The sequence below is a fragment of the Blautia sp. HA3515 genome (genome assembly GCF_059933065.1).
This window is the reverse complement of record NZ_JAYFUY010000164.1, coordinates 15,910-38,130: the sequence shown is the minus strand read 5'-3', so window position 1 is coordinate 38,130 and position 22,221 is coordinate 15,910. Positions and strand designations below refer to the sequence as shown.

At 42.0% G+C, this 22,221-nt stretch carries 22 protein-coding genes and 2 pseudogenes; 16 read left to right on the top strand and 8 right to left on the bottom strand.

Translation table 11 applies throughout. The features are described from left to right. The 16 genes and pseudogenes from R1Y93_RS13140 to R1Y93_RS13065 form a co-directional block, all read left to right on the top strand. Positions 1-159 (top strand): YhbY family RNA-binding protein (locus tag R1Y93_RS13140; RefSeq protein ID WP_500823172.1); only part of this gene is annotated, 159 nt, incomplete at its 5' end. A gap of 30 nt (positions 160-189) precedes the next feature. Then, a complete protein-coding gene (gene nadD, locus R1Y93_RS13135) occupies positions 190-852 on the top strand; it encodes a nicotinate-nucleotide adenylyltransferase (protein WP_500823170.1) in 663 nt (220 codons plus the stop codon). Beyond that, positions 839-1,435, top strand: a complete 597-nt coding sequence (gene yqeK / locus R1Y93_RS13130; protein WP_500823171.1) for a bis(5'-nucleosyl)-tetraphosphatase (symmetrical) YqeK — start codon at positions 839-841, stop codon at positions 1,433-1,435. Before nadD ends, yqeK begins: the two co-directional genes overlap by 14 nt. Next, positions 1,432-1,788, top strand: coding sequence for a ribosome silencing factor (gene rsfS / locus R1Y93_RS13125; protein ID WP_158420962.1), 357 nt, complete (start codon positions 1,432-1,434; stop codon positions 1,786-1,788). The genes yqeK and rsfS overlap by 4 nt, the downstream gene beginning before the upstream one ends. A gap of 137 nt (positions 1,789-1,925) precedes the next feature. Further along, positions 1,926-2,548: pseudogene (gene lexA, locus R1Y93_RS13120) on the top strand (transcriptional repressor LexA). A 317-nt stretch (positions 2,549-2,865) separates the two neighbouring features. Then, positions 2,866-4,323, top strand: a complete 1,458-nt coding sequence (locus tag R1Y93_RS13115; protein WP_500823169.1) for a biotin/lipoyl attachment domain-containing protein — start codon at positions 2,866-2,868, stop codon at positions 4,321-4,323. 19 nt (positions 4,324-4,342) lie between these two features. Beyond that, a complete protein-coding gene (locus R1Y93_RS13110) occupies positions 4,343-5,041 on the top strand; it encodes a YggS family pyridoxal phosphate-dependent enzyme (protein WP_500823168.1) in 699 nt (232 codons plus the stop codon). 14 nt (positions 5,042-5,055) lie between these two features. Next, positions 5,056-5,700: a cell division protein SepF gene (locus R1Y93_RS13105; protein ID WP_500823167.1), complete on the top strand. Its 645-nt coding sequence runs from the start codon at positions 5,056-5,058 to the stop codon at positions 5,698-5,700. A gap of 21 nt (positions 5,701-5,721) precedes the next feature. After that, on the top strand, positions 5,722-6,474 hold the full coding sequence (locus tag R1Y93_RS13100; RefSeq protein ID WP_500823166.1) for a YlmH family RNA-binding protein: 753 nt from the start codon (positions 5,722-5,724) through the stop codon (positions 6,472-6,474). Positions 6,475-6,484: 10 nt separating this feature from the next. Continuing rightward, positions 6,485-7,576 carry a 3-dehydroquinate synthase gene (gene aroB / locus R1Y93_RS13095; RefSeq protein WP_500823165.1) on the top strand — a complete coding sequence of 364 codons (1,092 nt, stop codon included), beginning with the start codon at positions 6,485-6,487 and terminating at the stop codon, positions 7,574-7,576. Further along, entirely contained in the window at positions 7,573-8,121 is a 549-nt protein-coding gene (lspA, locus tag R1Y93_RS13090) for a signal peptidase II (protein ID WP_500823164.1), read from the top strand. The genes aroB and lspA overlap by 4 nt, the downstream gene beginning before the upstream one ends. A gap of 49 nt (positions 8,122-8,170) precedes the next feature. Beyond that, positions 8,171-9,086 (top strand): annotated as a pseudogene (locus R1Y93_RS13085) (RluA family pseudouridine synthase). Positions 9,087-9,152: 66 nt separating this feature from the next. Further along, positions 9,153-9,791 carry a cytidylate kinase-like family protein gene (locus R1Y93_RS13080; protein WP_500823163.1) on the top strand — a complete coding sequence of 213 codons (639 nt, stop codon included), beginning with the start codon at positions 9,153-9,155 and terminating at the stop codon, positions 9,789-9,791. A 78-nt stretch (positions 9,792-9,869) separates the two neighbouring features. Beyond that, positions 9,870-11,321 (top strand): AI-2E family transporter, encoded by a 1,452-nt coding sequence (locus R1Y93_RS13075; protein WP_500823162.1) that lies wholly within the window; start codon positions 9,870-9,872, stop codon positions 11,319-11,321. A 58-nt stretch (positions 11,322-11,379) separates the two neighbouring features. Beyond that, the gene (dtd, locus tag R1Y93_RS13070) at positions 11,380-11,826 is read left to right on the top strand and encodes a D-aminoacyl-tRNA deacylase (protein ID WP_158420972.1); all 447 of its coding nucleotides are present in this window, start codon (positions 11,380-11,382) and stop codon (positions 11,824-11,826) included. Positions 11,827-11,972: 146 nt separating this feature from the next. Next, entirely contained in the window at positions 11,973-13,145 is a 1,173-nt protein-coding gene (locus tag R1Y93_RS13065) for a tyrosine-type recombinase/integrase (protein ID WP_500823161.1), read from the top strand. Positions 13,146-13,309: 164 nt separating this feature from the next. On the opposite strand, the gene R1Y93_RS13060 is transcribed toward R1Y93_RS13065, so the two are convergent. From R1Y93_RS13060 to R1Y93_RS13025, 8 genes are all read right to left on the bottom strand, one after another. Next, positions 13,310-13,729, bottom strand: a complete 420-nt coding sequence (locus R1Y93_RS13060; protein WP_500823160.1) for a twitching motility protein PilT — start codon at positions 13,727-13,729, stop codon at positions 13,310-13,312. A 196-nt stretch (positions 13,730-13,925) separates the two neighbouring features. Continuing rightward, on the bottom strand, positions 13,926-15,209 hold the full coding sequence (locus R1Y93_RS13055) for an anti sigma factor C-terminal domain-containing protein (protein ID WP_500823159.1): 1,284 nt from the start codon (positions 15,207-15,209) through the stop codon (positions 13,926-13,928). Then, positions 15,206-15,706 (bottom strand): RNA polymerase sigma factor, encoded by a 501-nt coding sequence (locus R1Y93_RS13050; RefSeq protein WP_500823158.1) that lies wholly within the window; start codon positions 15,704-15,706, stop codon positions 15,206-15,208. Before R1Y93_RS13050 ends, R1Y93_RS13055 begins: the two co-directional genes overlap by 4 nt. Positions 15,707-16,002: 296 nt before the next feature. Next, complete coding sequence (locus tag R1Y93_RS13045) at positions 16,003-17,058, bottom strand: D-alanyl-D-alanine carboxypeptidase family protein (RefSeq protein WP_500823157.1); 1,056 nt, start codon at positions 17,056-17,058, stop codon at positions 16,003-16,005. Then, the gene (locus R1Y93_RS13040; protein ID WP_500823156.1) at positions 17,055-18,215 is read right to left on the bottom strand and encodes an FtsW/RodA/SpoVE family cell cycle protein; all 1,161 of its coding nucleotides are present in this window, start codon (positions 18,213-18,215) and stop codon (positions 17,055-17,057) included. The genes R1Y93_RS13045 and R1Y93_RS13040 overlap by 4 nt, the downstream gene beginning before the upstream one ends. Before the next feature lie 9 nt (positions 18,216-18,224). Continuing rightward, on the bottom strand, positions 18,225-18,464 hold the full coding sequence (gene minE / locus R1Y93_RS13035) for a cell division topological specificity factor MinE (RefSeq protein WP_500823155.1): 240 nt from the start codon (positions 18,462-18,464) through the stop codon (positions 18,225-18,227). A gap of 30 nt (positions 18,465-18,494) precedes the next feature. Further along, on the bottom strand, positions 18,495-19,283 hold the full coding sequence (gene minD, locus R1Y93_RS13030; protein WP_500823154.1) for a septum site-determining protein MinD: 789 nt from the start codon (positions 19,281-19,283) through the stop codon (positions 18,495-18,497). A gap of 48 nt (positions 19,284-19,331) precedes the next feature. Further along, the gene (locus tag R1Y93_RS13025; RefSeq protein ID WP_500823153.1) at positions 19,332-22,181 is read right to left on the bottom strand and encodes a penicillin-binding transpeptidase domain-containing protein; all 2,850 of its coding nucleotides are present in this window, start codon (positions 22,179-22,181) and stop codon (positions 19,332-19,334) included. Positions 22,182-22,221: the final 40 nt, after the last annotated feature.

The following is a 22,221-nucleotide window of genomic DNA, read 5'->3' as shown; positions in this document are numbered from 1 at the left end:
ATCAGCGTCCTGCAGAACTGCATGGAAGATCCAAAAGAAATGGCACAGGTTCTTTCTGAACGTACCCATTCCCAGGTGGTACAGGTGATCGGTAAGAAAATCGTTTTATACAGAGAAGGCAAAGACGATAAGAAGAAGATCGTCCTTCCTGGCAAATAAATTTTTAAGTTTTTTCTGGAGGTCTGACAGATGGAGTGCAAAAGAAAGCGGATCGGTATTATGGGCGGTACCTTTGATCCTATCCATATGGGGCATCTGATCCTTGGTGAAAAAGCATATGAACAGTTTTCCCTGGATCAGGTACTTTTTATGCCGGCAGGTAATCCTCCCCATAAGCAAAACCGTGCAGGAAGAGCCAGTGATGAACAACGGGTGGAAATGGTCCGCCGTGCCATTAACGGAAATCCTCACTTTGCTTTATCTCTTACTGAAATGAATGAAGAAGGGTATACTTATACTTATCGGACTCTGGAAAATCTGAAAAAAGAACATCCGGATACGGATTATTACTTTATCATTGGGGCAGATTCACTTTTTTCTTTTGAAACCTGGATGGAGCCGGGGCGGATCTGTCAGGCCTGTACGCTGGTGGTTGCTGTAAGAAACCATATGCCGGTCACGAAGCTGTGCATGGAGGTGGAACGGCTTACCAGTAAATACCAGGGCTGTTTTCTTCTGCTGGATACGATGAACATTGATGTTTCCAGCCAGCTCCTGCGCCAGTGGTGCAGGGAACATAAGAGTCTGCGGTATTATGTACCGGATTCGGTGATCTCGTATATAGAAGAGAACCATATTTATCACAGAGGTGATGAGATTGAAGAAAGAAGTAAAAAACATGGAGCCATATGATTTTGGCAAAATAGAAAAAAAACTGGCAAAGTATCTTGATCAGCCAAGGTTTTTGCATACGATGGGTGTGATGTATACCAGCGCAAGCCTTGCTATGGTTCATGGCTGTGATCTGCAAAAAGCACAGGCTGCAGGATTGCTCCATGACTGTGCCAAATGCATTCCTAACAAAAAGAAATTAAAACTTTGCAGTAAAAATAAAATTCCCGTAACAGATTTTGAAAAGGTACATCCTTTTTTGCTGCATGCCAAACTTGGTGCATACATTGCCAGAGAAAAGTATCATATTACAGATCCTGAAATATTGTCAGCCATTACCTGGCATACCACTGGAAAACCGGAAATGACTCTTCTGGAAAAGATCGTCTACATTGCGGACTATATAGAACCTATGCGTGATAAGGCACCCAATCTTCCCAAGATCCGTAAGATGGCTTTCCAGGACCTGGATGCATGTATGTATGAAATTTTGAAAGATACCCTCGCCTATCTGGACACAGACCCGGATGCTATTGATGAAATGTCCAGAAAAGCCTTTATTTATTATAATGACTTACAGAAAGGAAAGGTGCAGACTAAATGACTACAGAAAAGCAGATGGCACAGCTTGTATGCCGTGCATTAGATGAAAAAAAGGGACGTGACATCAAGGTGATCGATATTCATGATGTTTCCGTGATCGCAGATTATTTTGTAATTGCCAGCGGTTCCAACCAGAACCAGGTGCAGGCAATGGTAGATAATGTAGAAGAGCAGCTTGGCCGTGCCGGCTTTGAACCTAAGCAGGTAGAAGGAGTGCGCAATTCCAGCTGGATCCTTATGGATTATGGCGATGTGATCGTCCATGTATTTGATGAGGAGAATCGTCTTTTTTATGATCTGGAAAGAATCTGGCGTGATGGCAAAACTCTGGATATGGAAGAATTTTTGAAGTAAAAGCCCCCAATTATTACGAACGTATTTTCCGAATATCTGTTTGCTTTTTATGAAGATTTGTGGTATGATAAAGAAAAATACAGTAACTGGGAAGATACTGAACAGTTACACAGCACGTAATTGATGGAGGTATCCTTATGGCATATGGCAAAATCAGTAAGAAACACAGCAGGAAATACTTGACTATATAAAGAATGAGATCCTGAACCGTGGTTTTCCCCCGGCAGTTCGTGAGATCTGTGAGGCGGTTAATCTGAAGTCCACTTCTTCCGTACATGCTCATCTGGAAGCACTGGAGAAGAATGGATATATCCGCAGAGATGCCACCAAGCCCAGAGCGATTGAGATCATAGACGATAATTTTAATCTGGTACGCAGAGAAGTTGTGAATGTTCCACTGATCGGTACAGTTGCTGCAGGACAGCCGATCCTTGCAGTAGAGAATATTGAGGGATATTTTCCTATTCCGGCAGAGATTATGCCAAATGCCCAGAGCTTTATGCTGAAAGTTAAGGGAGAAAGTATGGTCAATGCAGGTATCCTTGATGGTGATCAGGTGCTTGTAAAGCAGCAGCCTACTGCATCTAACGGAGATATTGTAGTAGCTCTTGTGGACGATTCTGCCACTGTGAAGACCTTCTACAAAGAGAACGGATATTATCGTCTTCAGCCTGAGAATGACTCCATGGATCCTATTATCATTCATGGTGATATCCAGATTCTTGGCAAGGTTTTTGGTGTATTCCGTGTTTTCCAGTAATCAAAAGATCCTGCAGTCAGTTTGTGTATCCTGACTCCAAAGCACCGGGGCTGCTTTCCATGCATCATCAGGAAAGCGGTCCTGGTATTATTTATATCATAGTATTTGACATAATATATTTATAGACAACCATAGCCGATTACTGTACCTCAATTCAAGTCAAGCAGTTACTCACCACCTGAAAGAGGTGGGAGTCTTCTCGACTGAGATAAAAATATGGACTTCCTGTGAACTTTCTTCAACGCCTTGTTTTTGTCCGGGAAAAATGATACAATATTTCGGAATGAAATCAGAGAAGAGAAAAAGGAGGCATTTTTTTGCCTAATCAGAATCAGAATTTTTCCCACAAAATCACAGAGCATCTTGTAAAACTGAGAAAAATATTCAGTCTGAATATAGGAACCGCTATTTTTGGCGTGCTTTTTCTATATATGATCATCAGTGCATTTATGTATCTTACATCGTCCCATATCGAATCCTATCAGGTGTCTTCCGGACCGCTTTCAAGAAATGAGACCTATACAGGGCTTTCACTGCGGGAAGAAAGTGTATGTAAGGCAGATTCCGGAGGATATGTGAATTATTACGCCAGGGAGGGCGGTAAGATCAATGCCGGCGGCGCTGTATATGGATTAAGCTCTACCAAGGTTCCGGAGTCTTCGGTGTCCCTCAGTGCAGAAGAGCTGTCTAATATCCGCAGTGATATGTTAAGCTTTTCTAAAAGCTTTTCCCCAAGTAAATTTAATTCCACATATAGTTTCAAATATCAGCTGGAGGGCGAGATCCTTCAGTATGCAGGAGTCACACAGGAGACATCCGTTGCTGCAGTAACAGATGAATATGGCAATGTGGTCAGCGATTCCTCTGCTCAGGTCGTTACTCTTGGAAATCAGAATATCAGCAAGGCACCGGCAGATGGGATCATTCTTTATGCCAAAGATGGTTATGAAGGCAAAACAGTTGATGAACTGACTGCCGAAGATTTTAACCAGAATTCCTACCAGGAAACGGACCTGAAGACTCAGAGCCAGGTGAAAACCGGCGATCCGGTATATACCATTATCACAGATGAAAGATGGAGCCTGCTGATCCCTCTTAGCGAGAAACAGGCAGTAAAGCTTGCGGACCGGACGGCTATCCGTGTGAAATTTTTGAAGGATGATATGACTCAGACAGGTGATTTTTCCATTATCACCATTGATGGGAGCAATTACGGGAAGATTGATTTCAGTAAGGGATTGATCCGTTATGCATCAGACCGTTTTCTGGATATAGAGCTTGTGACCAATACTACCAGTGGGTTGAAGATTCCTCTTACATCCATTGTTTCTAAGGAATTTTATACAGTTCCTGCTGTTTATGCCACCAGGAATGAAGATAGCTCTGACATTGGGTTTATGCTTGCAGATAAAAATAAAGAGGGCAAAGATGTAACCACCTTTGTAACTCCACGTATCTATGCAAGACTGGCAGATCCTGTGACAGATGATTCACAGGAAGTCACTTATACATATTATATTGACAAAAGCTCCTTCAAAGAGGGGGATGCCATACTGAAACCGGATTCCAAGGAGAAGTATATTATTGGCAGCACGGAAATGCTGGAAGGCGTATACTGCATTAACCAGGGATATGCCGTGTTCCGCAGGGTAGAGATCGCAGATCAGAATGAAGAATATGCCATTGTAGCCAAGGATACGGATTACGGTCTGGTACGATATGATCATATTGTGAAGGATGCTTCAAAAGTTAAGGAAGAAGATATACTTTATTAAAGCAGGAGGAGGCTTATAGATGTTAGCAGATAATTACAGACAGGTCCTTAAAAATATTCAGGATGCCTGCCAGGCTGTAGGAAGAGATCCTAATGAAGTAACACTGGTGGCAGTAAGCAAAACCAAGCCTGTAGAAATGCTTCAGCAGGTTTATGATGCAGGAGCCAGAGTGTTTGGTGAAAATAAAGTTCAGGAGATCATGGACAAATATGATCATTTGCCAGGAGATATCCGCTGGCAGATGATCGGCCATCTTCAGCGTAATAAAGTAAAATATATTGTAGATAAGGTGGACATGATCCATTCCGTAGATTCCTATCGCCTTGCACAAACTATTGAGACAGAAGCTGCTAAGAAAAATGTTACTGTTTCCGTGCTCCTGGAAGTAAATGTTGCAGAAGAGGAAAGCAAATTTGGCCTGAAAATGGATGAGGTACTGCCTCTTGTACAGCAGATTTCAGAATTGCCCCATGTTCAGGTAAAAGGGCTTATGACCATTGCGCCATTTGTTTCAAATCCAGAGGATAACAGGGAAATATTTCGCAAATTAAAAAAATTAAGTGTTGACATTGAAGCCAAAAACATTAATAATACTACTATGAGTGTCCTGAGTATGGGTATGACCGGTGATTATATGGTTGCTGTACAGGAGGGCGCCACCATGGTGCGTGTGGGAACAGGCATTTTTGGTGAAAGGAATTATTCAGCAGATAAGTAAGATTGGAGATTAAAATGGGCGTTTTAGATAAATTTTTAGATGCGATCAAGTTAAATGATGATTACGATGATGATGAATTTCTGGATGAAGATCTGGATGGGGCAGATGATGATGATTTCCTTGATGATGAAGAGGAAGCACGTCCCAAGAAGAAATTCTTTGAGAAATTTGCAAAGAAGAAATCATCAGATGATGAATTTGACGAATTCGAGGATTTTGATGATGCACCTGCCAAAAGTCCTGTAAAGGCAGCCGCAGCCACTAAAGCTGCTCCTGCAAAGCAGACAGAGAAGGCAGACAAACCGGTTCGTTCCGCCGCACCATCCTCCAAGATTACCCCTATGAGAAGCAGCCGCAGATCCGGGCAGTCCCAGAATGTTGAAGTTTGTGTGATCAAGCCTTCCTCAATGGAGGATACCAGGGAGATTGCAGACACACTTCTGGACAATTCTACCGTGATCCTGAATCTGGAGGGGATTGATGTTGAGCTTGCACAGAGGATCATTGATTTTGCTTCCGGTGCCTGCTATTCTTTAAATGGCAGCCTTCAGAAGATTTCAAGTTATATTTTTGTACTTGGACCGTATAATGTAGATATTACAGGTGATCTCCAGAATATTTTAGGGGGTTCTGTTCCTTCCGTAAGAGCAGGTTATTAATAAGAACAGGTATTCATTCAAATGGAAAAAGATGAATTTTTACTTAAGAGAATCCGTGAGCTGGCAAAGCTGTCCTATCAGCGTGATATCGTCACTTTTTCGGATTTTCTTAATTTAAACGAACAGAATATGGTACATAGCCAGAAACTCCAGGAGCTGGGCGTTGTAGTGGAATTTTACGGTGGCTATGAGAATGCTGAGCGTCAGATGGTTGCTTTTCACCCTGATGCTCTTATGTTTCAGTGGGAATATCCGGTAGATTGTATCCGCATCACTCCTAAGGCTTTAAAGTTTTCAGAGGATTTAACCCATCGGGATTACCTTGGGGCGATCCTGAATCTTGGAGTAGACAGAAGTGTTGTTGGAGATATTCTTGTAGATGGCAATACTGCCTGGTTTTTCTGTCTTTCTAAAATGACAGGCTTTTTCCTTGAGAATCTGTGCAGAGTACGGCATACTACTGTTCTGGCAGAGAAGGTAGAGGATCCGGGATTGATGCCAAAAGCACATTTCCAGGAGATCCAGGGAACCTGTTCCTCAGTACGTCTGGATACCCTGATCGCACTTGCTTTTGGAGCATCCCGCAGCAGCATGGTTTCCTATATAGAGGGAGGTCTTGTTTTTGTAAATGGCAAGTTGATCACGTCCAACGGCCATGAGCCGAAAGAGGGAGATATTATCTCTGTAAGAGGCAAGGGACGTTTTATTTACGACGGGATCGCCAGACAGACCAAGAAAGGCCGGAATAGTATTACGATTCGCAAGTATATATGATGGAGGTATTATGGCAGAAGAAAAATTACTTGTAAAAAGAGATGGTGATTTTCATTATCCCATTTATTTTGAGGAAGACTTTTCCCATCTTTCCCAGGTATTAATGGATGAGCAGATGGAAGGAAGAAGGATCTGTGTTGTAGCTGATTCCAATACTGCTGCATTGTATGGAGAAGCAGTCCAAAGGGAACTGTCCATGGCAGCTTCTGAAGTCTTAACGTTTGTATTTCCAGCAGGGGAACCCAATAAAAACCTGGATACTGTAAAAGACTTGTACCGTTTTCTGATTCAGCATGAAATGGACAGAACAGGGATCCTGGCTGCTCTTGGCGGCGGTGTTACCGGGGATCTGACCGGCTTTGGTGCAGCCACATATCTTCGGGGAATTGATTTTATCCAGATTCCTACTACGCTTCTTGCACAGGTAGACAGCAGTGTAGGCGGTAAGACAGGCGTGGATTTTGAACAGTATAAGAATATGGTAGGTGCTTTTCACCAGCCAAGACTGGTCTATATGAATCTTTCTACTTTGAAAACTCTTCCCCCCAGAGAATTTAGCTGTGGGATGGGAGAAGTGATCAAGACTGGGCTGATCTGTGATAAGGACTTTTTCCAGTATGTACAGAACTGCCAGGCAAAGGTATCTCAGATGGATCTGTCAGTGCTTGCTTCCATGGTTCGCAGATGCTGTACTATCAAGGCAGGCGTGGTAGAGCGTGACCCCAGGGAAAAGGGCGAGCGTGCTTTACTTAATCTTGGGCATACCATTGGCCATGCAGTTGAAAAGCTGAAGGATTTTCAGCTTCTTCACGGACAGTGTGTAGGACTGGGATTGATCGCAGCCGGATATATTTCCATGCAGAGAGGACTTCTTACTGTCAGTGAATATGAACAGGTTCGCAGCTGCTGTGCATCCTATGGATTGCCGCTTACTGTTTCAGGACTTGATCCTGAGAAAGTATTATCGGCCACCAAAAAAGACAAGAAAATGGAACGTGGACATATTAAATTTATTTTTATGGATGGATTGGGTAAAAGCTTTATTTCCACAGATCTTACAGATGAGGAAATGCTTGCCGGGATCCGGGAGATCTGTGTATGACAGAGCAGACCCCTTTATTTTCAGAGAAAAAAGCTTTGCTTTTCTGGATTTTCCCTGTTCTTTTGCTCACGATGATCGACCAGTTTACCAAATATCTGGCCATTGTTTTCCTTAAAAATACCAGTGGGAAGATTTTGATTCCCGGTGTTTTGGAGTTATCTTACATTGAAAACCGCGGCATGGCTTTTGGCATGCTTCAGGGGAAGATCCCGTTTCTTCTGATCATGTGTTTTTTATTTCTTATACTTGCCCTGTATATTTATATCCGTATGCCTAAAACTGCCTATTATATTCCATTGATGGTGCTTGATATGGTGGTATTTGCCGGTGCGCTTGGCAATTTTGTGGATCGTTTTTTCAGAGGTTATGTAGTGGATTATATTTATTTTTCTCTGATTGATTTTCCTACTTTTAATGTGGCGGATATTTATGTGGTCTGCGGAGGGATACTTACTGTATTGTTTGTACTTTTTAAATATAAGGATGACAATGATTTTGATTTTCTGAAATCAAAGTCAAAAACAAAGCATTCCCAAAACAGATGATCAGGAACATATTAAGATAGCTTAGGAATATTTGGAAAAGGAGCCATGCATGAACAGTGTTACTTATTGCGTATCCGAAGAGGAATGTGGGCTTCGGATCGACCGTTATCTTGCAGAAAAAAATGCAGATCTTTCCAGATCTTATATACAGAAGCTGTTAAAGAACCAGGAAATTTCCGTAAATGGGATTCCGGTAAAGGCAAATTATAAGGTACAGCAGGAGGATCAGATCCTTCTTACTGTTCCGGAGCTGACAGAGCCGGATATTCTTCCGGAGGATATTCCACTGGACATCCTTTATGAGGATGAAGATCTGATGGTGGTAAATAAACCTAAGGGAATGGTTGTGCATCCAAGTGCCGGTCATTTATCCGGTACTCTTGTAAATGCTATTTTATACCATTGTCAGGGACATCTGTCCGGGATCAATGGGATTATGCGGCCGGGTATCGTCCACAGAATCGATATGGACACCACAGGGGCTATCCTGGTATGTAAGAGTGATTTCGCCCATAAGGACCTTGCAGAGCAGTTAAAAGAGCATACTATCAAAAGACGGTACAGAGCGATCGTCAGTGGGAACCTTAAAGAAGATACAGGCAGGATCGAAGGACCTATCGGGCGTCATCCCATTGACCGTAAGAAAATGGCCATTAATTACAAAAACGGCAAAGATGCAGTGACCCATTACCAGGTTCTGGAGCGTTTCGGAAATGCCACTTATGTGTGAGTGCCGGCTGGAAACAGGTCGTACACATCAGATCAGGGTGCACATGGCAAGTAAGGGACATCCTCTTCTTGGAGATCAGGTTTACGGATCTGCCAGAAATCCATATCACCTTCAGGGGCAGGCGCTTCATGCCATGATCCTTGGATTTGTACATCCGCGTACTGGTGAATATATGGAGTTTGAAGCACCACTGCCTGAATATTTTATAAAACTTCTGGAAAAATTAAGAAAATAGTTGGCACATTTGGCAAAATTGATGTATAATTGAGATATCAATTTATGCAGAAGGGAGTGGCTTAATATGAACAACAGCACAAGTTCAATTATAACCATCGGCCGTGAATATGGAAGTGCAGGTAGACAGATCGGACAGGAAGTTGCAAAATATTTTGGTATCAAATGTTACGACAAGGAACTTCTTGAGCATGCAGCCAATGACAGCGGCATTTGTAAAGAATTATTTGAGAATCACGATGAGAAACCAACCAACAGTTTTCTCTATTCTCTGGTAATGGATACCTATTCATTTGGTTATTCTTCTGCTGGATTTACTGATATGCCTATGAACCACAAGGTTTTCCTTGCACAGTTTGAAGCCATCAAGAAGCTGGCTGGAGAGGGACCCTGTGTTATGGTGGGTAGATGTGCAGATTATGCACTTGCAGATAATAAGAACTGTTTCAGTGTATTTATACATGCAGACCTTGACTGGCGTATCAGCCGTATATCAGGCAAGTACAATAAGACCTTAAAAGAAGCAAAGGATATGATCAACAAAACAGATAAGAGCCGTGCCAGCTATTATAATTATTATACAAACAAGAAATGGGGCTCTGCAGCAGGCTACACCCTTTGCTTAGACAGCGGCAAGCTGGGGATCGAAGGAGCAGCTCAGGCTATTATTCAGACCGTTCAGGTCTTTGACCAGTGTAAGCAGTAAGATTATAGACATGCAGGAGAGGGCTGTCGCTGATGCGGCAGCCTTTTTAAAAGAGTTAGTGGAGGCATAAAGGAGTATATGAAATTTCGTTGGGACAGCAGATATTTACGTTTAGGAGTGACAGCATTTGCAGTAGTTGCAGCAAGTATGCTTTTTTATTACGGAATTTTCCATATGGGGACTTTGATCTTAGGGATTCGGTATTTTATGGGGATCATGGCACCTATTATTTATGGTATTGCCATTGCCTTTTTAATGAGTCCTATCGTAAATTTTCTGGAACAGAAAGTGATTTATCCTGTTTTTCATAAAAAGGAGATTACTCTGCAGAAAAAAGGACAGAAGGTGGTTCGCTGGATTTGTGTGATCCTTTGTGTCTGCTTTTTGTTTTTCGTTATTTACGCCCTTGTTATGATGATTCTTCCGGAATTGATCCGGAGCATCATGAATTTTATATACAGCTTTCCTGATTATGTGAATGCAGTAAGAAAGTTCCTTGATTCCATTGTTGAAAAAGGCTGGGATCTGGACGGGAATACCTTTGATATTCTGAATCAGTCTTCCCAGAAGGCCCAGAATTATCTTACCACCACTATACTTCCACAGATGCAGGGAATGCTTAAAAATGTATCCGCAGGATTTTTTGATATTCTTAATTTTTTAAAGAATTTTATAATCGGTGCCATTGTCTCTCTGTATCTGATGGCAGACAAAGAAAAGTTTGTAGCAAAAGGAAAGATGATCACTTATGGTTTGTTTCCTTTAAAACAGGCAGATTTGATTATCCGCTCCATGCGTTTTACCAGTAAGACCTTTATCGGTTTTATCACAGGAAAGATCCTGGATTCTGCCATTATAGGGGTGTTATGCTATATTGGGACTACGCTTCTGGATATGCCTTATGCAACTTTGGTAAGTGTAGTGGTTGGTGTTACCAATGTTATCCCGTTTTTTGGTCCTTACCTGGGAGCCATCCCCTGTATTTTACTGATCCTTCTGGTGGATCCTATCAAGGCTTTGTACTTTGCCATATTTATTCTGGTATTACAGCAGTTTGACGGCAATATTCTTGGGCCAAAGATCCTTGGAGATTCCACAGGTCTGTCCAGTTTCATGGTGATCGTAGCCATTCTTATTGGCGGCGGTCTGTTTGGCATTCCTGGAATGATCATAGGAGTACCTGTATTTGCTGTGCTTTACGCAGCCTGGGAGAAATTCCTGTTTCATTTGCTGGCAAGAAAGGATTTCCCACAGGATGAAAATACCTATATGAATATTGACCGGCTGAATCCTGAGACAAAAGAGCCTGTCCAGTTTCCTGAAAAGCCTGCAAAGCCCAAGAAAACTCAAGCCGAGAGGAGAGGACCATCTTCCCGTTTCTGGGATATTGTATGGGAAGATCTTGTAAAGATATGGAAGCTATTATGTGCAGTGATCAAAGTAGTCTATGCTAAAATATACTGTACATGTGTATCCGTAAAACAGCGTATTAACAAATGGTATCAGGGTATGAAAAAGAAGAGAAAATAAAAACACACTGTGGCGGACACCGGACAGCAGATATAGAACATCAAAGGGGAGGGGCAGTATGAGACTGTTAATACAGCGTGTAAACCACGCAGAGGTAAAAGTAGACGAAAAGCTGGTGGGAAGCATTGGAAAAGGCCTGCTTGTGTTTGTAGGCGTAGGCAGGGAGGATACAAAGGAGATTGCAGATAAATATCTGAAAAAACTGCTTGGTCTGCGCATTTTCCAGGACAGTGAAGGAAAAACAAATCTGTCATTGGCAGATGTGAAGGGAAGCCTTCTGATCGTTTCTCAGTTTACCTTGTATGCGAACTGCAAAAAAGGCAATCGCCCCAGCTTTATAGAATCCGGTGATCCGGATCAGGCAAAAGAACTTTATGAGCATATGATCCTTGAAGCAAGGAAAATTGTTCCTATTGTAGAAAATGGCATATTTGGTGCGGATATGAAAGTAAGCCTGGAAAACGACGGACCGTTTACCATTATATTAGATGAAAAAATCATGTAAATATGGTGTAAATATGGATTGGGGAAGTGCTATCTATTATTGCGTGAAATGCAGATTTTACGCAATAATATGTATGAAAAGCAGGCACTACTTCCGGGTATCCAGTTTTTCAGCATGTGTATATATGTGTAACTGAGGTGTTTTTTATGAATGAATATACAGAATCCGTAAAAATAAATAATATACTCACTTTACGGGGGCTTCTGAAAAAGATGCCTCCGTTTTGCAGTGATTATTTACGCGGGATTGCCACATCTACATCACCAAGGACTCAAACCGGCTATTGCAGGGATATTTATACGTTTTTACAGTTTATTGTTTCCTGTAATCCCTTATACCAGTCCTGCCAGATCAAGGACATTCCTCTGCAGGTTCTTGAAGAACTGAATTCCTCTGATATTGATGAGTATATGGAATTTCTGAATTATTATGAATTTGATGGAATTGTATACAAAAATGGTGAATCTGCAAAAGCCAGGAAGCTGTCTGCACTAAGCAATATGTACAGCTTTTTTAATAAACGGCAGATTGTAAAGAACAATCCTTTAAATGCTGTCAGACGCCCCAAGCTGCACGAAAAGGCAATCATTACACTTGATCAGGAACAGATTTTCGATTTGATGGATGCTGTGGAAACGCCAAAGAACCTGACAGACCGGCAGAAAAAATTCCACAATCTGACCGTAAACCGTGACCGTGCTATCCTTACTGCATTTTTAGGCACTGGCATGCGTGTTTCCGAGCTTGCAGGTCTTGATGTGACAGATGTGGACTTCAATAATCAGACGTTCCGTGTGATCCGGAAAGGTGGAAACGAGGCTTATATTTACTTTGGAGATGATATCCGGGACGCACTCTCCTATTATCTTGGCTATCCGGATGGATCAGCTGATGCTGATTCTGATACAGATGCTGATTCAAATACAGACACAGCAGAATCTGATCAAAATGATCAAAAAAAGGCTGTCAGTCAGGCGCAGTCTCCCAGGTCTCTTCTTCTGAAAGAGGATAACCCGGATGAACAGGCACTCTTCCTTTCTCTTCGTGGCAACCGGATGGCTGTACGCAGTATTGAGGTTATGGTGAAGAAATACTGCACTATGATCAATACCAATAAAAAGATCACCCCTCACAAGCTGCGCAGCACCTACGGTACGGCACTTTACAGGGAAACAGGTGATATTTACCTGGTGGCAGAGGTACTTGGCCATAAGGACGTAAATACCACCAAGAAACACTATGCTCAGATGAACAATGAGAATAAACGGCGTGCTGCCAATATTGTGCAGTTGAAAAAAGACAAAGATGCTGATGCATAAACTGAAACTGCTATATTATCTACATACTATATATCTACATATGATGCATGAAGCTATACGGCATATAAAAAACCGCTACAGAATTTTCAACCTCTGCAGCGGTTTAATTTAGCATTTTGTATTTTATACTTAATTAATTAAATTATATGTAGCTTTGCAAATCCTTATAAAGCAACTGCAATCTTGTCCTGGAATGTTTCAGGGATTTCTTCTTTGTCAAGGGATATGCTGATGATAATAGATACTTTAAAGGTATTACCGATATCATCCAGCTGCTGAAGTGTGCTTGTAACATCTGCACCTTCAAGATTTGCAATTCTGAGGAAGCTGTCAAGATAGATCTGCTCAAGGTCATGATCCTGAGAAATAATCCCACAGATAAATCCTACAAATTCATCTGCATTTTTGATGGGATATGTTGTCACATTAATAAGACGAACCTTATTGTTCAGTTCATACATATGCTTAGTGCTTTTGTCTAAGTAGACGATGCTGCCATTAGCGTCTTTAACGGCGCCATTCACTCTGTCTAAAAGTACTTTTGTTTTGCCCTTGCCTTTCTTTCCTACAATCAGTTCAACCATGCTGTTTTCCTCCTTAGACACATATAATAATTTTTGCTAAAAATCTTGTTTAAGATGTTTCAATTATAGTGTATATTATCAAAAATAGCAAGCCCTTTTTAATAAAAATTGTATAATTTTTACATGTTTCGTAATCCTTTTCACAGGTAATATCACCTGAGATAAACGCTCCGCGAGGATGCGCAGTGATTCATACTTATGAAAGAGGTGCAGACTGGATATAGCTTACATGGCTGTCATTATACAGCTTTTGAAGTGTATCCTTCTGGGTATATATTGCAAAACCATAAGTTTTCAGCCCATTTTCTTCTATCCAGTCATTCATCTGTGAAAAATCATCTGTCCAGTCTGAATGCCCAAGCATTTTCAGAATATCATCATGCTCACCCATATAGGACAGCATACTCTGGAAATGGGTTTTCATTGTAGCTTCGTCTGTTATATCTGTATATTCTTCCTTCTCATCATCTAACAGGGAAAGATAAGGATACTTTTCTCTGTCCCAGTTCATTGAGGAACCGGAGGGCTCCTGGGAAAATCCAACCGGCGGATAAGAAATAGAATGTCCCTCCTGATCCTGGGCGTAAATGGCACACCACAGATCTCCTATATTCAGCACTTCCTGCTGGTCTAAAGTATTAATCCAGCTGATAAATGTGTCATAATCCATGATCTTTGACAAAGAAACATATCCCAGATACCAGTCTGTATCACTGTACTCTGCAATCTGCTCTTTTGAAGCGGCAATATCGTCTTTCATACTATCCTTTTCTGTTACATTACCCTGTTCATCTTTTGTATAAATAACCCGGTTACTTGTATCCCCCGGAATATAAAACTGAAGTAACGGCTGTGCAAGCACATTACTGTCATACAGTGTCAGCTTTCCCCGGACCAGCTTTCCTCCTGCAGAAGTAAATCTACCATTTCTGGAAAATGTCTGAGGAATCTGGATATCATAGGATCCATAACCAAGTGGCGTTGCGCTTACATAATCTCTGTGTTCTCCTGGCAGAAAAAGTTCTGAATAAACGGATAGATCCAGACTCATCTGCGTGGTAGATATGCCAGTTTCACTGCTTGTGCCAGCAGATCTGTTAGGATTGTAATAAAGCAGGGATACCACCTGGGGAAGAATAAAAACAGCACATAGGATGATTACCAGAACCAGCCCCCCGGTGATCACCCCCAGTTTAATGAATGCTTTCCGGATAGTCTTTTGAATCTGGGATGTAAGTTTTTCCTGAAAATAGATTTCTGATGAATCCATATTTTTGCCAGGAGACTGTTCCTTTTCAGATTGTTCCTTTTCAGATTCTTCTGTCTGAAAAACAGTGTCTTCCAGACCAGGAATATCCCCTTCTTCATAAAGATATTCACTGATGGCATCCTGACGCTGGATATCCTGTTCTATTTGCTGCCTTTGCTGCTCATTTAATTTGCCCTCTTTATATAGCCTTAAAAGCTCCTTATACGTCATTTTCTTTCCTCCTGGTATTCTTTATCCATTAATGCTTTAAGTTCCTTTCTGGCTCTGTATGCCAGGATACGCACATGCTCCGGAGTCAGGTGCAGCACTGCCGCAATTTCTTTTTGGGAAAGGCAGCCAAAATATTGTAGCTGTAATACTTCCTGCTTGCGGTTATCCAGCTTTCGGATCCCATCATAGAGAGTTTTCAGTTTTTCCTCCTGAAGGATCTGATCTAAAATATCTTCTGTAAGCTGGGCATCTGAAATATCTTCAGACAATACCTCCTTTTTTGCCTTTTTCTGATGATTGTAAAACAGATTTCTTGCCACTGCGTACAGCCATGCCTGTATGTTTCCATGACTGTCCGAAAGGGACAGGAAGGCTTTCAGAAAAGTTTCCTGAAGGAGATCTTCTGTCAGCTGTCTGTTCTGGCATAAGGAAAACAGGTACAGATATAATTCTTTTTGAAATTTTCCATAGGTTTCTTCCAATATCTTTTTATCCATGTTTTTCCTGCCTGCAGTATTTTCTTTACTATTTGTATGATTTTAGTGTCAAAACACCAAAATCATGATTACACGGATTGTTCCGTGCTTTGTATTCTACTTATATAACAATCCAGTCTGTAAAATGTTACAGATTAGATTATAAGAAATTAATTAGATTATAGGAAATCATTTTGTGGTCTGAAAAAGTCACCCTATGCAATGTATCATGCCTGGCATAAGGTGACTTTCTGATTCTGGTATAAGATTTTGAAACTTTCATATGTGGTGATACCGCCTGTGGGCGACGTACCTGTTTAGTTAATATGCTGTAAAAGAGAAGACATTTCCTGGTAAAGCAGTTCCTTGGAAGAAGCTCCCATCACAATGGATACAAATGGCTGTCCGTATGCATTCTGGCAAAGAAGAGCCAGACAGTTGCCTGCCAGGCTTGTAGTTCCTGTTTTTCCGCCAAGGATCTTTACATCTTTAGGTGTTGCAGCTTCCCCTGTAAGATAATGGTCTGTAGCTTCAAGCACAGTACTCATTGTGGAACCATCCGCTTTTGTATATTCTACTGTATAGGAAGGCAGCTGTGTGATCTCTGTAAAGGATGGATAATTCAGCGCTTCCTTCAGCATCAGGTAAATATCATAGGGAGTTGTATAATGGTTCTCATCCTGAAGACCATGTGGGTTGGAAAAATGGGTTCCTGTACAACCTAGCTGTGCAGCATAGCTATTCATCATATCAACAAAATTATCGGTTGTGCCTCCAATATGTTCTGCTATGGCTGACGCAGCATCATTACCGGAATAAACCAGAAGACACCGTACCAGCTGTCCCATAGTGACCTTATCTCCTGCACCAAATCCACAGACCTGGGAACCATCCTCCAGTGTAACATTTTCCTGGGTAATGGTAACCGTTTCGTCCATATTGCCGTATTTCAAGGCAAGCATGGCAGTCATGATCTTGGTAATACTGGCAGGATAAACTCTTTCATATGCACCCTTTGCAAATAGTACTTTATTGTTTGCAAGATCAAATAAAAGTCCCTTCTGGTCAGCTTCCAATGCCACTCCGTCAAGAGGCGTATCCTGGGCTGAAACTACCAGATCCTTGGCAAAACCGTTCCCTTTCAGAGAATCTCTGGATGTAACCGAAGAATTAAATTCATTGGATGCTTTAAAAGGGAGTACCGGTGCACTTAAGGAACCGCCACGCAAAGTATAAATAGCAAAAACTCCGCCTCCAACAACTGCGATCAATAATAAAACCAGAAGAATGGTATGACGGATCCGCCTGCGGCGCATTTTTTTTAATCTGGCTGCTTTATTATTTACCGTTCTTCTTGGCTTAGCTGATGTCATAAGTATTCCTCTTTCTCATATATTTCTTTTCTTTGGATCTCTTTATTGTATGCACTGCTCTGCAGCCCTACATTCAGGACAAGACCCATTCCGATATAAAGACTGACCAGTGAAGTCAGACCATAGCTTACAAAGGGTAGCGGCGTACCTGTATTGGGGGCCAGTCCTGTAGCAACGCAGATATTCAAAAAGCTTTGCAGGGCCACAATACTGCCTATACCACAGCAAAGGATCCTGCCTGCCATATCCTTTGCACGAAGGCTCATCCTGATACATTCCAGTGCAATGGCCATCAACAGGCATACGATCACTGTACAGCCGATAAAACCATACTCCTCTCCTGCTACTGCAAAGATAAAGTCAGTCTGGTTCTCTGCAACAAAGTTGCCCTCATTTACAGAAGATGTGCTGTCATCACCTGTGAGTTTTTTCCCTACAAGCTCTCCTGAAGCAATAGCTGTTTTTGAATTGTTCTGTTGTTCAATATTTTCGGAATATTCTTCATTTTCAGGATACAGGAAGGACATAATTCGCTTTCTCTGATAATCCTGGATCAGCTTTTGATCCGGCTGCACAACGATGGAAAGAAAGATAATAATCAAAGGTATTGCGATCAGAATTGCCCCTCCTATGATCCGGTACCGAAGCCCGGCCATATATAAAAGAATACAGAAAACCAAAGTAACCATAATGGTATTCTTCATATCCGGCTGTGCATAGATCAGCACTAGCGGGATTGCAAGAAGGACAGCTGCTTCTGCAAGAACCTTTAATGTATTCAGGTCCTCCTCATGATCCATAAAAAACTTCGCAAAGAACAAAATAATAATGATCTTGGAAAGCTCAGTGGGCTGGAACCGGAATCCGCCAATCTGAAGCCATCTGGTAGCACCACCTGCATTGGATCCAAACAGTCGGACTCCTAAAAGCATAACAATATTAACCCCATACATGATCCACTGGAAATTAAGGATCCAGGAATAATCCATGAGGGACAGAACCACCATAACGATCAGCCCAAGGATCAGACCAACCAGCTGCTTATTCCTCAGATCTGCCCTGGCACTGGTCACAAGTACAACTCCTATGGAGCTGATGGCAATCAGGAGCAGTACAAGTCTGAAATTATAAAAGCGAAGTTTATATTGTTTAATCATATGTTATTATCAGTCCTTTTTCGTAAGTACAGGAATATATGCCATGATCACAGCCGGATCTTTGGAAATCTTGATCCTGACCTGATCTTCTTCTACAACTACGTATTTTTTTACTGTATGTATCAGATCACTGCGAAGCATTTTTATCATTTGCGGAGAGCATTCAATACGCTCAGAGATCAAAAGAAGCTTCATACGATCTCTGGCATATCCGGCTGAACGCCGTTTTTCACGCAAAATGGATTTCATGTAAGAGATCCTCCTCATATATGCCTGTTATTATTTTCTGAATATACTGCCAAGTCTGCTGAACATGCCCTTTTTCTGGCGAATAGTAACAAAAGGAATATCTTCCCCCAGAATACGTTTGCAGATATTCTGATACTCTTCCTCTGCCTGGGAATTCTTACCTGACAAAGGCTCTCCCTGATTGGTAGCAACTACGATCTGTTCGTCATCCAGGATCGTACCCAGAAGGTCTACAGCCAGGATCTCCAGAACATCATCTACAGACATCATATCCCCCCTGGCGATCATATCCGGACGCAGGCGGTTAATGATCAGGCGGATGTCACGGATATCACCAGCCTCCAGAAGGCCGATGATCCTGTCTGCATCACGGATAGCAGAAACCTCAGGAGTAGTAACCACAATAGCCTTGTCTGCACCTGCAATGGCATTTTTGAAGCCCTGCTCAATACCTGCCGGACAATCAAGAAGAACATAATCAAATTCTTCCCTTAATTCCTGGGTCAGCTTAATCATCTGTTCCGGTGAAACGGCTGTCTTATCCTTTGTCTGGGCAGATGGAAGAAGATACAGCTCCGGGTGACGCTTGTCCCGGATCAAGGCCTGCCGCAGACGGCAGCTGCCATTCACCACATCTACAAGATTATACACGATCCGGTTCTCAAGACCAAGAACCACATCCAGATTCCGAAGACCTATATCTGTGTCTACCACTGCTACTTTTTTGCCCAGCATGGCAAGACCGGTACCGATATTGGCCACTGTGGTCGTCTTGCCTACACCTCCTTTACCGGAAGTGATCACAATAACTTCACTCATTTCAATGAATCCTCCTAAACAAATTGTTCCAACTTTCTGGTGGTCTCTTTAGTCATTTGAAACATCACTTGTATCGCTGGAAGCCATACCTGTGATAATGGATTCTTTATCAGCAAGTTCAAAAATGTATTTAAAAATATCATTAGCAATCAAACATGCATTACCTGAGGTATATCCGTTTGCAATACGCACGGATATAGCATACTTAGGATCTGTGGATGGTGCATAGCCAATAAAAAGACCATGGTTGGGATGGTAATAATCCACCTCAGCTGTTCCTGTCTTTCCGGATACAACCATGCTCAGTCCATTAAACTGATTGTGGGTCTGTACTACCCTGTACATACCGTCATGGATATCGTCCCACACATTCTGTGGGATCTCTGTAAGGTTGTTAAGGACAACCGGATCATAAGTCTGCAGAGTCTGACCGGACGCATCCTTTACATTGTCAAGAAGAGACAGCTGGAATACAGTTCCTGAATTGGCAAGAGCTGCCGCATATCTGGCAAGGCCTACCGTAGTATAAAGGTTCGTACCCTGTCCGATATAAGACGGAACTGCATACTGGTTGGATACCTGCGGTGTTGCTTCTGAAAGCTCGATCCCACTCTTCTGATCCAGTCCTAACAAGGAAGCGTATTCCTTCAGCTTTGACAGACTCTGATTCTCAGAAAACTCGTTATCGCCAACCTTACCAAGCTGGAATCCGATCATACTGAAATAATAGTTACAGGACTGTTCAATGGCACTACGGATGTCCAGAGCACCATGTCCATAAGTATTCCAGCAGTTGATGGGCGGTGTAACATAATCAAAAGAGCCGGTACAGTCAAAATAAGTGCTGTCATCGATCACACCTTCCATCATGCCTGCAATAGTGGAAACCAGCTTAAAGGTAGAACCAGGCGCAGTAGTCTGTTGGGTTGCTTTGTTAAAGAATGGGCTGGATTCATCCAGTGCAAGCTTGGTATAGTAATCCGTATCCATGTTATTTGTAAGGCGGTTATTGTCATAGCCTGGATAAGTAACGCAGGCAAGAACCTTTCCTGTGTGTACGTCTACCAGAACTGCTGAGGCAGAACATGGCTCAAGAGCCAGCTGCGCAGGCTCGATCTCCAAAGTAGAAATCTTGCTGACCATAAAATCATATGCACCCATAGATCCGGAAGCAAGACTTTCGTACATACCGTCATCCTTGGACAGGATCCCCTGCTCGTAAAGCACCAGACAAAGCTCCTGGCCGGAAATGGTATCTTCCTGAAGCATGTACTTATACAGCAGCTTTGAAAATCCAGTGTCTGTTTTCAGATAATCAATAATATAATCGGTAAGACTGCGGTATACTTCTGCAGAATCCAGATACTCTCCTTCCGGGGAGATCTTGGAAATATCGATCCAGTTCTGACTGGTGGCATAAGTAAGATAATCCTTCAGACTGATACTTTCATCTGTTACCCAGGCTTTGTAGGTATCATCAGATGTGTCTACAGCATCACTTTTGATGATCTTTAAGGTATCACGCAGCATATCATTACAGATATAGGAAAGGTATGCCTGTATCTGTACATCTTCATCCTTGTAAGCGGGTGGATTGTCTCCTGTAAGCCTGCTGTCTATTATATCAAAAACCTGCTGCTGCTTTTGTTGAAATTTGGCATATAAGTTTTTTTCTATATCAGAGGCGTTTTCATTTTGAAATTTATTAATATCGATCACACTGTTTTCCACCAGTGCATTGTAAACATCATAAATAGGGATCCGTATCTGGCTGGCGTTTTTGATCCCTTCAAAGTCAAAGGTCTTGGATGCTTCAATCTTAGAAAGGAGAATACCTGCCACCCTTTGCTTCAAGATCTCATAAATACCGGACTGCCAGTCTGTGTCTATGGTGATCTGTACATCATTTCCTGCAACCGGAGCCACCCTTGTATCCTCATCGATCTTCAGTACTTTTCCAAGATTATCAACCGAAACGGTCTCATGGCCATCTGTACCCTGCAAAGTCAGCTCCATATACTGTTCCAGACCGGCCTTTCCTATAATAGCATCACTGGAATAATCCGGATTCTGTTTGCGGAGTGATTCCAGCTCTTCAGCAGATGCCTTTCCTGTATAACCAAGGATAGGACCCATGCTTTCTTCGTCAACATATTTACGTATGGAGTCATCCACTACTTCGATCCCCTGAAAGGATGTTTTATTTTCCATGATAGCGGCTACCGATTCTTCACTTACATTTGTTGCAATGGTAACCGGCATGTATTTCTTATAGCTGTTTGTATTCAGTTCATAACGGATAATGGCAATCTCAAGGATCTCTTCTTTTGTCAGCTGGGAAGGCAGCCCGTGGGAAGATAACTCCTCTTCTGTATAGGCATTGTCTCCTTCAAGAACAATAGAAAATCCCCCGCTTTTAGACCCGCCAAGATAAGCCACCATATCTGCTGCTGTGGCATTTTTTTCTTCTTCTGTAAGGTCATCGATCAGCGGATGACCATAAATATCTGCTTTAAAACGGTTTAAGGTAAAGCCTTCATCTACATCAAAGGCATATTCCCCATTCTCATCCATATAGATATGGAAGCTGCTGGACAGACTGTCTCCGTTTTTCTTAAGGATCTTCAGTACCTGATAGGCGATGCCGTTCAGGGTAAGGTTCTTTTCCCTGGTGGTATTATATGTACCATTATCCTCAAAGGTAAGGGAATAAGACAGAACATTGGAAGCAATGATCTCCCCGTTTCTGTCTAATATATTGCCACGTGTACTTTTTAAAACACGGTTTTTGGTGGTTCTTGTCTGGAACTTATTGATATAATCTTCTCCCTGAATGATCTGCAGGTCAAAAAGCCTGCGAACCAGGATGCAGCCCATAAAAATAAATACCAGGGCCAATACAGTTGTTCTTTTTATGCTTATTTTTCTGAAAAATCGT

Bases quoted from the DNA above. Each gene is read 5' to 3' on its own strand.
- aroB (WP_500823165.1), top strand. From the start codon at position 6,485: ATGGCAGAAGAAAAATTACTTGTAAAAAGAGATGGTGATTTTCATTAT.
- R1Y93_RS13055 (WP_500823159.1), bottom strand. From the start codon at position 15,209: ATGACGTATAAGGAGCTTTTAAGGCTATATAAAGAGGGCAAATTAAAT.
- minD (WP_500823154.1), bottom strand. From the start codon at position 19,283: ATGAGTGAAGTTATTGTGATCACTTCCGGTAAAGGAGGTGTAGGCAAG.
- R1Y93_RS13105 (WP_500823167.1), top strand. From the start codon at position 5,056: ATGGGCGTTTTAGATAAATTTTTAGATGCGATCAAGTTAAATGATGAT.
- minE (WP_500823155.1), bottom strand. From the start codon at position 18,464: ATGAAATCCATTTTGCGTGAAAAACGGCGTTCAGCCGGATATGCCAGA.
- R1Y93_RS13050 (WP_500823158.1), bottom strand. From the start codon at position 15,706: ATGGATAAAAAGATATTGGAAGAAACCTATGGAAAATTTCAAAAAGAA.
- R1Y93_RS13075 (WP_500823162.1), top strand. From the start codon at position 9,870: ATGAAATTTCGTTGGGACAGCAGATATTTACGTTTAGGAGTGACAGCA.
- R1Y93_RS13040 (WP_500823156.1), bottom strand. From the start codon at position 18,215: ATGATTAAACAATATAAACTTCGCTTTTATAATTTCAGACTTGTACTG.
- R1Y93_RS13110 (WP_500823168.1), top strand. From the start codon at position 4,343: ATGTTAGCAGATAATTACAGACAGGTCCTTAAAAATATTCAGGATGCC.
- dtd (WP_158420972.1), top strand. From the start codon at position 11,380: ATGAGACTGTTAATACAGCGTGTAAACCACGCAGAGGTAAAAGTAGAC.
- yqeK (WP_500823171.1), top strand. From the start codon at position 839: ATGGAGCCATATGATTTTGGCAAAATAGAAAAAAAACTGGCAAAGTAT.
- R1Y93_RS13045 (WP_500823157.1), bottom strand. From the start codon at position 17,058: ATGACATCAGCTAAGCCAAGAAGAACGGTAAATAATAAAGCAGCCAGA.
- R1Y93_RS13060 (WP_500823160.1), bottom strand. From the start codon at position 13,729: ATGGTTGAACTGATTGTAGGAAAGAAAGGCAAGGGCAAAACAAAAGTA.
- nadD (WP_500823170.1), top strand. From the start codon at position 190: ATGGAGTGCAAAAGAAAGCGGATCGGTATTATGGGCGGTACCTTTGAT.
- R1Y93_RS13100 (WP_500823166.1), top strand. From the start codon at position 5,722: ATGGAAAAAGATGAATTTTTACTTAAGAGAATCCGTGAGCTGGCAAAG.
- lspA (WP_500823164.1), top strand. From the start codon at position 7,573: ATGACAGAGCAGACCCCTTTATTTTCAGAGAAAAAAGCTTTGCTTTTC.
- rsfS (WP_158420962.1), top strand. From the start codon at position 1,432: ATGACTACAGAAAAGCAGATGGCACAGCTTGTATGCCGTGCATTAGAT.
- R1Y93_RS13080 (WP_500823163.1), top strand. From the start codon at position 9,153: ATGAACAACAGCACAAGTTCAATTATAACCATCGGCCGTGAATATGGA.
- R1Y93_RS13065 (WP_500823161.1), top strand. From the start codon at position 11,973: ATGAATGAATATACAGAATCCGTAAAAATAAATAATATACTCACTTTA.